Raw genomic sequence first — 13,564 nt, 5'->3', positions numbered from 1 at the left:
AATTTTACATAATATAACGCATCAAATTATATTCTAATATTTTAGACTTAAAAAGTCAACTAACATATTTTATTTATTTTGTGGAAAATCCATTTCTATGCCTACAGCATCATTTAATATTTTCAATATATCTTCCCACAAAAGTCCAAATTTGTATTCATATTGGACATATTCACCTATAGCGGGATTCATTGATATAATAGCACCTAAGCCTTCTAATTCCTGCTTTGTCTCGGCTGATATTTCTCCTTTTTCCATCTGCTCTGAATAAGCTTTAAATTGAATACTTCTCAAGTGATTTAACATTTTTTTATTTTCTTCATTTTCTTTAATTTTTTTTGAAGCTTCTCTAAAATTAACTACTTCATCACAATCTTTAAGATAATTTGCAAATTCATGTGCTTTGTCATATATATTCATTTTTTAACACCCCCACAATAACCTATATTTCCATTATTATAGGTAATATCATAGGTTTTCTTTTTGTCTTCTCATATAAGAATAATCTTAAGGAATCCTTTATTTTGGATTTAATTGTAGCCCATTCTGTTATATGATTTTTTTCACATTCATTTAACTCATTCCTCACAATTTTCTTAGCTTCTTCCATTAGATCCTCTGACTCACGAACATAGACAAAACCACGAGATATTATATCCGGACCAGCTATTACAGCACCTGATTCCTTTTCTATGGTAACTACAACTGTTAAAATACCGTCCTGTGAAAGATGCTTTCTATCTCTCAACACTATATTTCCAACATCTCCTACACCTAATCCATCTACAAATACCTGACCTGATATTACTGTTCCATTTTTTCTTATGGCTGATTTTGTTATTTCTACAATATCACCATTTTGTGCTATTACTATATTTTCTTCTGGCATTCCTAGTTTAATAGCCAATTCAGCATGTTGCTTTAAGTGTCTGTATTCACCATGAGCAGGTATAAAATTCTTAGGTTTTACTAAAGTATGCATTAACTTTAATTCTTCTTGACATGCGTGTCCAGATACATGCACATCAGCTAATTTTTCATATATCACTTCCGCACCCTTTTTAAACAGTTGATTTATAACCTTAGAAACTAATTTCTCATTTCCTGGTATAGGTGTTGCAGATATTATAACCATGTCACCTTTCATAATTTCTACTTTTCTATGTTCTGAAGAAGCCATTCTAGAAAGAGCAGACATAGGCTCCCCTTGACTACCAGTTGTTATTATAGTTATTTTATCATCAGGATATCTTTTTATATCATCTATATTTATTAAAATTTCATCAATATAATCTAAATATCCTAGTTCACTAGCTACCGTAACTATATTCTCCATACTTCTTCCAGAAACTGCAACCTTTCTTCCATACTTATAAGAAGCAGAAATTATTTGTTGAATTCTGTGCACATTAGATGCAAAGGTAGCCACAATTATTCTTCCTTTTGCTGTAGAAAAAATATTGGTAAAGGCTTCTCCTACGGTACTTTCTGACATGGTATATCCTGGTCTTTCCACATTAGTACTATCAGCTAGCATAGCAATTACGCCTTTTTTACCTAATTCCGCAAATCTACCTAAATCTGCTACCCCACCATCAATAGGAGTATAATCTATCTTAAAGTCTCCTGTATGAAGTATTACTCCTAGTGGAGTGTGAATAGCTATAGCTACAGCATCTGGTATGCTGTGACTTGTTCTAATAAATTCTATGGATATTAAGTCTAGTTTTACCACATCTTTCGGTTGAACCCTTCTAAGTTCAACGGAACTTAATAACCCGTGTTCCTTTAATTTAGTTTCTACTATAGCTATAGTAAGCTTTGTTCCGTATACCGGTACATTTAATTGTTTAAGTACATATGGAAGAGCTCCTATGTGGTCTTCATGACCATGGGTTAAAAATATACCCTTTACTTTGTCTTTATTCTTTATTAAGTAAGTTACATCTGGTATAACTAAATCAATACCAAACATCTCATCATCTGGAAACTGCAAACCACAATCTATTACAATTATTTCATTTTTGTATTCGATTGCTGTTAAGTTTTTTCCGATTTCATTCATTCCCCCTAATGGGATAACTTTTATTTTATCACTTTCTCTTCGCAAAGTACTACCCTCCTTTTCATAATTTTATATATTAATATTTATTTATCATTATCAATGCAGTTTCTACATAATCCATAAAATTTTAAGCTATGGTCATATATTTTAAATTTATATGTTTCTTCAATTTTACCTTCTAAATCCTCTAATAAATCATCCTTTACTTCAGTTACCTTTCCACATTTAGTGCATATTAAATGATGATGTTTATGATTTTCATCTTCATGAACAAGCTCATATCTAGCACATCCATCATCTAATTCTAATTTACTTATAACACCTAACTGCTCCAATAACTGTACAGTTCTGTATACTGTGGCAAGGCCTATTTCAGGGCATTGTTCTTTTACCAAATCGTAAATTTCCTCAGCTGTTAAATGTTTTCCCTCGTTATCTATAATAATAGAAACTACTGCTCTTCTTTGAGGAGTTAACTTATAACCCTTATTTTTTAAATCAATTTTTAACTTTTCCATAAATTCCGGAAATATCTCACCCATCTTAATACCTCTCTTACATAAATATTATTTATAATAAGTTTAATATCTAAAATCGGTATTGTCAATTGATAATATTATTAATTAATATAATTTATCACTTATTAAACTTTTTTACTACATTTCTTCATCACTGAATATTAATTCGTAAGCTTCTGCCACTCTTGCAAATTCTTCCTCATCATCTATAGTAACTAACACTTCTTCTCCACTTTCATCCTTTTGTATCTTTAATGCTATAGCTTCCTCTTCTTCATCCTCTGATGGTGAAACTATTACATATTCATCACTCTCAATATCTAATTTAGTTATAACAGTAAACTCTATGTCTCTTCCTTCTTCATCTTTTAGTGTTATTTTTTCTACGTTATTATCCATTATTAATCATCCTTCCATATTTATATTTATCTTATACTGTCTAAATATCCTTGTAAAATATAAATAGCAGCTATTTTATCAACTATTTTTTTTCTTTTAGCCCTAGATAAGTCACCCTCTATCATAGCTTTATGTGCAGCTACAGTAGTCAATCGCTCATCCCACATTTTTATTGGCAAGTTTGTTTTTTCTTTTATCTTTTCACAAAACTCAAGAACTTTTTCACTTTGTGGTCCTAAGGTTCCATTCATATTTTTAGGTAATCCTGATACTATAAGTTCCACTTCATACTCTCTACATATTTTATCTAACTCTTGCAAATCATATTCTTCGTTTTTTCTTCTTATGGTAGTAACTCCTCCAGCTATCCATCCTAAAGGATCACTTACAGCCACTCCTATGGTTCTATCTCCTATATCTAAGCCTAGTATTCGCATTCTATTCTCCTTCTAGTATATGTAATGTTAAAATAAAAATGCCTTTGAAGGCATTTTTATTTTATATCCAGATAAGCTTTTAGTACTTCTTCTAGTATCTCATCTCTTTCTAACTTTCTAATAAGGGCTCTAGCTCCATTATAATTAGTTATATAAGTAGGGTCTCCAGATATTAGATAACCCACTAATTGATTTACTGGATTATATCCTTTTTCTAATAAAGATTTATATACTTCATTTAAAATATTTTTTGTTAATTCCTCATTGTCTTTAGGGAAGTCAAATTGCAAAGTTCTTTCATCAATTCCCATATAACTCACCTCTTCTTCATGGTTCATTATGAATAAATTATATTATCTAAACTTAATATCATTATAAAACAAATCCATCAAAAAGTATACTATTTAACAGATTCTTCTATTATATCTTTTACCTTTCCAATAGCTTCTTCAACTTTTTCTGGAAGTTTTCCACCAGCTTGTGCCATATCTGGTCTTCCTCCGCCACCGCCTCCAGCTATTTTAGCTACTTGTTTAATTATGTTACCACAGTGAACACCTTTATTCAATACACTTTTAGACGCCATAGCTACAAATTGTACTTTATTATCTAATGTAGACCCTAAAACCACTACTCCATCTTCAATAGCAGTTCTTATTTCTTCTGCTAAATCTCTTAAAGCATTAGCATCCACATCTTTTAAAACAGCTGATGCAACTTTAACTCCATTAATAACTACTGCTGAATTTACTATGTCACCTTTAGCACTTCCTGCTAATTTGCTTTTTAAAGCATTTAACTCTTTTTCTTTTTCTTTAAGTTCTGATATTTGATTTTCTATTCTACTTAAAATATCCTTTTCTGAGCACTTAAACATTGAAGCTATAACTTTTATTGTATTATTCTTTTCTTCCACAAATTCTATAGCTTTAAATGAAGTAATACCCTCTATTCTTCTTATACCAGATGCAACGCCTGTCTCAGATAATATTTTAAACAATCCAATTTCTCCAGTATTAGATACATGAGTACCACCACATAACTCTTGACTGAAATCTCCTACAGAAACAACTCTTACTTCTTCTGAATATTTATCATCAAATAATGCCGTAGCTCCTTTTTCTTTAGCCTCATCTAAATTCATTACTTCCGTATTTACACTCATTGCTTTCATTATTTTTTCATTAACTAAATTCTCTACCTTTTTTATTTCCTCTTCCGTAAGAGCTGAAAAATGGGTAAAGTCAAATCTGAATCGCCCTTCATCCACATATGATCCTGATTGATGAACATGTTCTCCTAGCACCTCTCTTAATGCCTCATGAAGCATATGAGTTGCTGTATGATTTCTACATACATTTTTCCTTAATTCTTCATGAACTTTAAGAGTAACTTCATCCTCAACATTTAATTCACCTGAAATAATCTTTACAAAGTGCATTATCTTACCAGATATATTTTTCTTACAATCTACTACTTCACCCTTAAATTTTGAATTAAATATTATACCTTTATCTCCAATTTGTCCTCCCATTTCTGCATAGAAAGGAGTCTCTTCTGTAATTACTATTCCATCGGCAGTTAAGCTATTTAAAAATTCTTCTTCCCCTATTATTAACTTAACCTTTGAAGTTAATTCTAAATTATTATATCCATTAAATTTAGTTTCTATTTCTGATGGTATTTTATTAATTATTCCATCATCTGCTCCCATGTAATTTGATTTTTCTCTGGCATTTCTTGCTCTTTCCCTTTGCTCTGTCATTTCCTTTGAAAAACCTTCTAAATCCAGTTTCATGCCTTCATCCTGAAGTATTTCCTCTGTAAGTTCCACTGGAAACCCATAGGTATCATATAATTTAAATCCCTTATCACCACTCAATATTTTTTTACCTTTTTCTTTTGTTTCCTCAATATAAGCTCTTAATATATCCATACCTGAATCTATTGTCTCAGAAAATCTTTCTTCTTCTAATTTAATTACTTTCTTTATATATTCTTCTTTCTCTTTTAACTCAGGGTATGCACCTGATGAATTCTTTATTACTATATCGCAAAGTTTATATAAGAATATATCCTTTATGCCAAGAAGTCTTCCATGCCTTGCTGCCCTTCTTAAAAGTCTTCTTAATACGTATCCTCTTCCTTCATTGGATGGAAGAATACCATCACTTATCATAAAAGTAACGCTTCTCACATGATCAGTTATTATTCTTAAGGATACATCTTTTTCTTTGTCTTTACCGTATTGAACTTTAGATAGTGCACATACATTGTCTAATATATTCTTCATAGTATCTATTTCAAATATATTGTCAACACCTTGCATTATAGTTGCAATTCTTTCAAGCCCCATACCTGTATCAATATTCGGATGAGATAATCTATTGTAATTTCCTTCTTCATCTTTATCAAATTGTGTGAAAACCAAATTCCAGAACTCTACAACTCTATCCTCTTCTGATGCCTTTACAAATTCCTCTGCATTTTTTATCTCTCCAGTACCTCTATCAAAATGTATTTCTGATGATGGTCCGCAAGGTCCTTGACCTATTTCCCAAAAATTATCTTCTTTTCCTAATCTAAATATTCTCTTAGGGTCTATATCTGTTTTTGTACTCCAAATTTCGTATGCTTCATCATCATCTAAGTATATAGTTACATATAGCTTATCCTTTGATATTTTCAAAACCTCTGTAACAAATTCCCATGCCCAAGGAATAATTTCTTCTTTAAAATAATCACCAAAAGAAAAGTTTCCTAGCATCTCGAAGAAGGTTGCGTGTCTTGATGTTTTTCCTACATTTTCAATATCTCCGGTTCTTATGCATTTTTGACAAGTAGTCACTCTTTTATTTGGTGGAGTTTTAAGTCCTGTAAAATATGGTTTCAGTGGTGCCATACCTGCATTTATAAGAAGTAAACTCTTATCATTTTCAGGTACCAATGAAAAACTTTTTAATCTCAAATGTTGCTTACTTTCAAAAAAACTTAAATAAGCTTCTCTTATTTCGTTTAATCCTATATTGTTCATACGATTTCCTCCTATTTTTAACTTTAATTATATTATCTTACTAATTCATCTTAAAAACATAAAAAAATAAAATGACTTCCATCCCTAAAGGGACGAAAATCATTCCGCGTTACCACCCTAATTACACAGTACAATACACCATACTGTGTCTCTCATAAAATCATAGCTCAAAGATAGCTTCAACATAATCTGCAAAAAGTTTTCACCAACCACTTTCTCTCTGAATGCCAAATTAATGTTTACTCATTCTTATCATCGCCATATATTCTTTTAGTTACTTAAATCAAATTATAAAAAAAAATATAATATATGTCAATATTATTCTTCACTTTCTTCACTGCCATATTTATCTTGCCAAATTTCTAACCCTTCGGCTTGCCTATAATTATTTATAGCTTTGTGTATAGTTTGTTCTGCCAATACTGAACAATGAATCTTTGAAGGTGGCAAACCTTCTAATGCCTCAATAACAGATTTGTTAGTTATGTTCCATGCTTCCTCTAAGGTTTTACCCTTTATAAGTTCTGTAGCTATACTAGCTGCTGCTATTGCAGAACCACATCCAAAAGCTTTAAATTTAACATCTTTTATTATATTATTCTCTATGATGAAATAAAATTTCATTACATCTCCACATTTTGGATCTCCATATTCCCCTATAGCATCTGCATTAGGTAGTACCCCAACATTTCTAGGAGCATAAAAATGTTCTAAAACTTTGTCACTATACATCATATTACACATCTCCCAAACTATAAAGTTCCCTATGATAAGTATTGTCTTTGCTAAAGTCTATAGTATTTTTCTGATTATTCCACCACCAATTACTAAATCACCTTGATAAAATACTACTGATTGCCCTTTAGTAATAGCCCTTTGCTTCTCATCAAAAACAACTCTTACTTTTCCTTCTTTTTCTGGAATTAGTATAGCTTTTGCAGGCTTTGAAGAATACCTTATCTTAGCTTCTACTTCCATAGGCTTTTCCAAGGAATCAAAAGGAATAAAATTCATATCTCCAGCTAAAAGCTCCGTTTTAAATATGTCCTCTTCATCTCCTAATGTAACTTCATTAGTAGTAGGATTTATATCTGTTACAAATACAGGTCTACCTAGGGCAACTCCTAAACCTTTTCTTTGTCCTATGGTGTAGTGTATTATTCCTTTATGCCTTCCCAATATATTTCCTGATTTATCTATAAAATCACCTTGTTTACTAATTCTATTAGTATAATTTTCTATAAATTTTCCATGATTATTATCTGGTATGAAACATATTTCTTGGCTATCTTTTTTGTTATGCACTTTTAGTCCTATTTTCTCTGCTATAGCCCTTATTTCTTCTTTTGTATATTTAGAACAGGGCATTAGAGTATGTGCTAACTGTTCTTGCGTTAAGTTATATAATACATAACTTTGATCCTTTTTAGGATCACATGCCTTTTTAAGAAGATATCTATCTCCTTCTTTTTCTATTCTAGCATAATGTCCTGTGGCAATATAATCTGCTCCTATAGCCCTTGCTTTTCTTAAAAAAGCTTGAAATTTAATGTGCTTATTACATGCTATGCATGGATTTGGTGTACTGCCCTTTTCATATTCATCTACAAAAGGCTTAATAACCATATCCTCAAATTCTCTTTTGAAATTCATTACATAAAATGGAATTTCTAAATTATCTGCAACCTTCCTAGCATCCTCCACCGCTGATAAACTACAACAGCTAGTTTCACATTCTTCATATTCTTTAGTATCTGGGGCTAAACGCATCATTATGCCTATTACATCATAACCCTGTTCTTTTAAAAGATATGCAGCTACGGAGCTATCCACTCCGCCGCTCATACCTATAATAACTTTTTTCTTCATAATTTTATCACCTTTATTTTACTCTTCTCCATGTTCATGCTCATGGGCATCTTTTTCTTCATAATCCCAAAGCTCTAAACCTTCACCTTTTCTATAATCATTTATAGCTTTATGTATAGCCTGTTCTGCTAAAACTGAACAGTGCATTTTTACTGGTGGAAGTCCATCTAAAGCTTCAGCCACTGCCTTATTAGTTAATTCCCAAGCTTCTTCTACTGTTTTTCCCTTTATAAGTTCTGTAGCCATACTAGATGAAGCTATGGCAGAACCACATCCGAAAGTTTTAAACTTAACATCTTTAATTATATTATCTTCAACTTTTAAATAAATTTTCATTATATCACCACATTTAGGGTTACCAACTTCTCCCACCCCATTGGCATCTTGTATTTCTCCAACATTTCTTGGATTTGTAAAATGATCCATTACTTTTTCGCTGTATATCATAATTATTTATCCCCTTTCTTTAAAAAATCATCCCATAATGGTGACATTTCTCTTAATCTTTGAACTACACTAGGCACTACCTCTAACACATAGTCTACATCTTCTTCTGTGGTTCTATCACCTAATGTTAATCTTAACGAACCATGAGCTATCTCATGAGGAAGTCCTATAGCAAGAAGCACATGTGAAGGATCTAAAGAACCTGATGTACAAGCACTTCCACTAGAAGCACATATTCCTTTAGCATCTAAAAGAAGAAGTATTGATTCACCTTCTATAAATCTAAAACATACATTCACATTTCCTGCAAGTCTATCTTTTCCTGTTGGCCCATTTAATCTAGTGTATGGAACCTGTAAAAGTCCATTAATTAATTTATCTCTTAACTTAGAAAGTCTTTCATGTTCTTTTTCTAGATTTTCATTTGCTAATTCTATAGCTTTTCCAAGTCCAACTATACCAGCTATATTTTCAGTTCCTGCTCTTCTTCCTCTTTCCTGTCCACCACCATGAACTAAGTTATCTATTCTTATACCTTTTCTTATATATAAAACTCCCACACCTTTAGGTCCATAAAATTTATGTGCTGCCATGGATAATAAATCTATCTTCATATCCTTAACATCTATTTTTTCATGTCCTACCGCTTGCACTGCATCTGTATGAAAGAATATTCTTTTTTCTCTGCAGATTTCTCCTATTTCCTTTATTGGCTGTATAGTTCCTATTTCGTTATTTGCATACATTATTGAAACTAATATAGTTTTATCAGTTATAGCATTTTTTAAGTCTTCTATACTGATTTTGCCCTCTTCATCCACTGGAAGATAAGTTACTTCAAAACCATTTCTCTCTAAAAACTCACAGGCATGAAGTATAGCGTGGTGTTCTATTTTAGTAGTTATTATATGATTTCCTCTATGCTTATTTGCAAAAGCAATTCCTTTTAAAGCCCAGTTATCAGCTTCTGAACCTCCACCAGTAAAAAACACTTCAGCTGGCTCACAATTTATAACTTTAGCTACTCTTTCTCTAGCTAAATCTATAGCTTTCTTTGTTCCCCTTGATAATGAATATATGGATGAAGGATTTCCAAATTCTTGTGTGAAATAAGGAATCATTTCTTCCAAAACCTCTGGTTTTGTATATGTAGTAGCTGCATAATCCATATAAATTCTTTTATTGTTTTCCATTTATATCACTCCCTACTTTTCATTCATTCTTTTATAGTCATCTACAATGTCTTGTAGCGTTACTGATCTCGTTACACCATCTATGCTTTCCTTTATCTTTTTCCACAAAAGCCTAGTGGCACAACACTCTATATTATTGCATTTATTTCCTTCAAGGCAACCAGATATTTCTACTGGTCCCTCTAAAACTTCCATTATATCAAATATGGTTATATCTTTTGGTTCTTTATTTAAAACATATCCACCCTGTGCACCTCTAATACTTTTTATAAGCTTTGCCTTTCTTAAAGGTGAAAATAACTGTTCTAAATAATATTCAGATATATCCTGTCTTTCTGAAATAGACTTTATAGATACAGGATTTTTTCCATAATTTATGGCTAAATCCACCATAGCCTTCACCCCATATCTACCTTTAGTAGATAATTTCATTCAATCACCTCTTAATGCCGAGTCTTTCACTCAACTTTCTAAATAAATAATATCAAACCCGACCATTCTTGTCAACATTAAAATATAAAAGGTAAGATTAAATCTTACCTTTTATTTTATCCCAATATTCTTTTGCATTTCTTTCTAATTTATTGTTACCTGGTTCATAGTATGTATTACCTTCAATACTACTAGGCATGTATTGCTGCTGTATATAGCTATTTGGATAATCATGAGGATATTTATAATTTTGCATTCTACCTAAACTTTCAGCCCCTTTATAGTGTCCATCTCTTATATTAGATGGTATTTCACTAATATAACTTTTCTCCAAATCCTCCAATGCCCTATCTATAGCTACCAACGCCGAATTAGATTTTGGTGCCGTAGCCAAAAGTATTACTGCTTCAGCAAGAGGTATTTTAGCCTCTGGAAAACCCAATTGCATAGCAGCATCAGTACAGGATTTTACTATAGTTATAGCATTAGGATATGCAAGTCCAATGTCTTCTGCTGCTATAACCAATAACCTTCTGCATATAGATATTAAGTCTCCTACTTTTATTAATCTAGCCAAATAATGCAGTGAAGCATCCACATGGCTTCCCCTTATGGATTTTTGAAATGCACTTAAAATATCGTAATGACTTTCACCATTTCCGTCATAATTTAATATTTTAGCTGCACAACAATTTTTAACCACTTCCTCATCTATATTTAGTATGCCTTGGTCATTTATATCCGTTGTATTTATACATAATTCCAAAATATTTATAGCCCTTCGCAAGTCTCCATCACTTAAGGTGGCTATGTAAGATAATATTTTTTTATCAGCTTTTATGTTTATATTTTTAAAATCCTTTTTAGCTAATTCTAAGGCCCTTTCTAATGCAATTTCTATGTGTTCATGTCCTATAGGCTTGAATTCAAAAACTGCAGACCTACTTAAAATAGCCTTATACACATAATGAAATGGATTCTCCGTAGTGCTGGCTATTAATGTTATTTTGCCATTTTCCATAAATTCTAATAAAGATTGCTGCTGTTTTTTATTGAAATTTTGTATTTCATCTAAGTACAATATAACTCCATTTAAATTCATTAAACTATCAAGTTCATCTACAATATCCTTAATATCCTTTAAAGAAGCATTGGTAGCATTTAATTTATAAAAGCTTTTATTAGATGCTTTTGCCATCAAATTTGCTACAGTGGTTTTCCCCACTCCCGGTGGTCCATAAAATATGCTATTAGTAATCTTTCCTGTGGAAAGCATCTTATTTAAAATTTTGCCTTTGCCCAAAAGATGTTCTTGTCCTACCACCTCTTCTATAGAATTTGGTCGTATACTATCTGCTAAAGGTTTCAAAAAAATCCCTCCAAAGTCCTCATATATTTTCATACTATTTTAGATAATTATGATTTTTTCAAGCACTTCACGAAATCTATCCACTTACTAATACTTAAGTGGGACTTCTTGCTTAAATTAAGTTTATATAAGAATATTTTTAGTATTAAAGACTAAGGATCAGTAGTTAATAGTAAATAACTTTTCAGCACTTACAGCCATTATTTTGTGTCCTTCATAATTAGGATGTATTCCATCTGTATAATATCTATAGTCTTTATTCTCTATTATTTTTTCTACAAACGCCTTATAAAAATCTATATATTTATATCCATTTAATTTACAATCTTCTATTATTTTCTCTCTATAATTCATTATCTTACTATTCACATTTTCATAATCCACTTCTTTAGTCCATTTAGCTCTTGCCATATTAGGTTCTGTAGGTATTTGTATACCTATTATAGGTTCTATACCGTGTTCCTTAGCTTCCTTAGCTAAAAGGTTTATATTTTCCTGAACATTTTTTAAATTATAACCTGAAATAAAATCATTAGTACCACCCATTATTATAACTTTATCTGGATAATTTAAAATAATATCTTCATAGGATCTGGCTAACATTCCCGCAGTAGTATCTCCATTTATTCCCCTATTTACAAAATCTATTTTTAGTTTCTCTTTTAATATTTCCATCCACGTATGTCTTTTCATTACTCCAAATCCATAAGTTAAACTATCTCCAATACAAATTACTTTCATTATAATGCTCCTTTATGTTATTTACTCAACTTTTGCATATAGATTTTAAGCTCTACACTATAATAAATAAGGTGCTAGTACCTAACTAAGTATTACTTGACTGTAAGTTTTATATTTTTATTTTATAACTGCGAAAGTTGAATTATTTATTTAAAAATATCTCTTCTTCTGGTATGTTCCACCATTCCTTATAGTTCTCATCTATCATAAATCCGTAATAAAATTTGCCACCCATGAGCTTTTTTATCACATCTTCAGTTTTATACCCCTTATTATACTTTGCCAAATCATTTACCAGTACTTTAGCTTGCCTTGGATTTATTTCTAAAATCTTTACAATATCATTTATAGCATAATATTCTTCACTTAACCTATTAAACAATTCATTTTGCATACTGATTTTATAGTTCAAATCTACAATTCTATTTTTATGAGGCCCATTTTTCCCTCTATGATGCTCCGAACATAAATATATAAAATTTAAAGGAAAATCAAATCCTCCTGAATTTTTAAATACAATGTGATGTCTTTCTCCAGCCTTGCCACATACAACACAACTTTTCAAAACATCGCCTCCTACATAGTATATTATACCATCAATCATATTTTTTTAACAAAATAAAAAAAAGATATAAAATAACCAATTCCATTGAACTGCCTATTTTATATCTATAAAATTATATTTAAATAAACATTAATTAAAGTTTATATAATTCAAATTAATCTCTTGCTCTGTTTTGTTGTTTTCTTTGTCTTCTACACTCTGGGCATCTTTTTGGTTCATTTTCAAAGCCTTTTTCTTTGTAAAATTCTTGCTCACCCTCTGTAAAGACAAATTCCTTACCACAATCTTTGCAAACTAAAGTTTTATCTGCCATAAAAAAACCTCCTAAACCTGGATTTAACGATTTAAGAACATGTTTCTCTCCAAATCTAGGAGTAAATTTTCTTAAAAAAGTTAAATCACTATTTTTTACTTATTATACCATATATTAATAGTTTATTCAATACTTGTGTATATACGCAAGTGGTAATTTAAAATGTAAAATTGAAAATTCAA

Annotated in this window: 16 protein-coding genes and 1 other annotated feature; all 16 genes read right to left on the bottom strand. The window is 30.9% G+C overall.

Annotation, left to right across the window (positions count from 1 at the left end):
• Positions 1-69: 69 nt before the first annotated feature.
• The 16 genes from FGK85_RS01825 to FGK85_RS01750 all read right to left on the bottom strand — a co-directional run bounded on the left by FGK85_RS01825 (position 70) and on the right by FGK85_RS01750 (position 13,382).
• Positions 70-420 carry a YlbF family regulator gene (locus FGK85_RS01825; RefSeq protein ID WP_138203212.1) on the bottom strand — a complete coding sequence of 117 codons (351 nt, stop codon included), beginning with the start codon at positions 418-420 and terminating at the stop codon, positions 70-72.
• Between the two features lie 22 nt (positions 421-442).
• Entirely contained in the window at positions 443-2,110 is a 1,668-nt protein-coding gene (locus FGK85_RS01820; protein ID WP_138203210.1) for a ribonuclease J, read from the bottom strand.
• A 38-nt stretch (positions 2,111-2,148) separates the two neighbouring features.
• Positions 2,149-2,607 carry a Fur family transcriptional regulator gene (locus tag FGK85_RS01815; RefSeq protein WP_138203208.1) on the bottom strand — a complete coding sequence of 153 codons (459 nt, stop codon included), beginning with the start codon at positions 2,605-2,607 and terminating at the stop codon, positions 2,149-2,151.
• Between the two features lie 114 nt (positions 2,608-2,721).
• Positions 2,722-2,982 carry a DUF1292 domain-containing protein gene (locus tag FGK85_RS01810; RefSeq protein WP_138203205.1) on the bottom strand — a complete coding sequence of 87 codons (261 nt, stop codon included), beginning with the start codon at positions 2,980-2,982 and terminating at the stop codon, positions 2,722-2,724.
• A 26-nt stretch (positions 2,983-3,008) separates the two neighbouring features.
• Positions 3,009-3,419 carry a Holliday junction resolvase RuvX gene (gene ruvX, locus FGK85_RS01805; protein WP_138203203.1) on the bottom strand — a complete coding sequence of 137 codons (411 nt, stop codon included), beginning with the start codon at positions 3,417-3,419 and terminating at the stop codon, positions 3,009-3,011.
• Positions 3,420-3,475: 56 nt separating this feature from the next.
• On the bottom strand, positions 3,476-3,730 hold the full coding sequence (locus FGK85_RS01800) for an IreB family regulatory phosphoprotein (RefSeq protein WP_138203202.1): 255 nt from the start codon (positions 3,728-3,730) through the stop codon (positions 3,476-3,478).
• An 89-nt stretch (positions 3,731-3,819) separates the two neighbouring features.
• A complete protein-coding gene (alaS, locus tag FGK85_RS01795; protein ID WP_138203200.1) occupies positions 3,820-6,453 on the bottom strand; it encodes an alanine--tRNA ligase in 2,634 nt (877 codons plus the stop codon).
• A gap of 85 nt (positions 6,454-6,538) precedes the next feature.
• Positions 6,539-6,718, bottom strand: a binding site (T-box leader).
• 53 nt (positions 6,719-6,771) lie between these two features.
• Entirely contained in the window at positions 6,772-7,188 is a 417-nt protein-coding gene (gene nifU, locus FGK85_RS01790) for a Fe-S cluster assembly scaffold protein NifU (RefSeq protein WP_138203198.1), read from the bottom strand.
• 57 nt (positions 7,189-7,245) lie between these two features.
• A complete protein-coding gene (gene mnmA / locus FGK85_RS01785) occupies positions 7,246-8,322 on the bottom strand; it encodes a tRNA 2-thiouridine(34) synthase MnmA (protein WP_138203196.1) in 1,077 nt (358 codons plus the stop codon).
• Between the two features lie 18 nt (positions 8,323-8,340).
• Positions 8,341-8,769: a Fe-S cluster assembly scaffold protein NifU gene (gene nifU / locus FGK85_RS01780; RefSeq protein WP_138203194.1), complete on the bottom strand. Its 429-nt coding sequence runs from the start codon at positions 8,767-8,769 to the stop codon at positions 8,341-8,343.
• A gap of 2 nt (positions 8,770-8,771) precedes the next feature.
• Positions 8,772-9,962 carry a cysteine desulfurase NifS gene (gene nifS / locus FGK85_RS01775; RefSeq protein ID WP_138203192.1) on the bottom strand — a complete coding sequence of 397 codons (1,191 nt, stop codon included), beginning with the start codon at positions 9,960-9,962 and terminating at the stop codon, positions 8,772-8,774.
• A 12-nt stretch (positions 9,963-9,974) separates the two neighbouring features.
• Complete coding sequence (locus FGK85_RS01770; protein WP_138203190.1) at positions 9,975-10,394, bottom strand: RrF2 family transcriptional regulator; 420 nt, start codon at positions 10,392-10,394, stop codon at positions 9,975-9,977.
• 97 nt (positions 10,395-10,491) lie between these two features.
• Positions 10,492-11,763 (bottom strand): replication-associated recombination protein A, encoded by a 1,272-nt coding sequence (locus FGK85_RS01765; protein WP_243122777.1) that lies wholly within the window; start codon positions 11,761-11,763, stop codon positions 10,492-10,494.
• 159 nt (positions 11,764-11,922) lie between these two features.
• Positions 11,923-12,504, bottom strand: a complete 582-nt coding sequence (locus FGK85_RS01760; RefSeq protein WP_138203186.1) for a GDSL-type esterase/lipase family protein — start codon at positions 12,502-12,504, stop codon at positions 11,923-11,925.
• 142 nt (positions 12,505-12,646) lie between these two features.
• Positions 12,647-13,069, bottom strand: a complete 423-nt coding sequence (locus FGK85_RS01755) for an HNH endonuclease signature motif containing protein (RefSeq protein WP_243122776.1) — start codon at positions 13,067-13,069, stop codon at positions 12,647-12,649.
• Between the two features lie 154 nt (positions 13,070-13,223).
• Positions 13,224-13,382 (bottom strand): zinc-ribbon domain-containing protein, encoded by a 159-nt coding sequence (locus FGK85_RS01750; RefSeq protein WP_138203182.1) that lies wholly within the window; start codon positions 13,380-13,382, stop codon positions 13,224-13,226.
• Between the last annotated feature and the right edge of the window lie 182 nt (positions 13,383-13,564).

It is taken from the genome of Haloimpatiens lingqiaonensis, assembly GCF_901447495.1.
GTDB lineage: Bacteria > Bacillota > Clostridia > Clostridiales > Clostridiaceae > Haloimpatiens > Haloimpatiens lingqiaonensis.
Note: the sequence above shows the minus strand (reverse complement) of the source record. Positions and strands in the feature narration are given on the sequence as shown.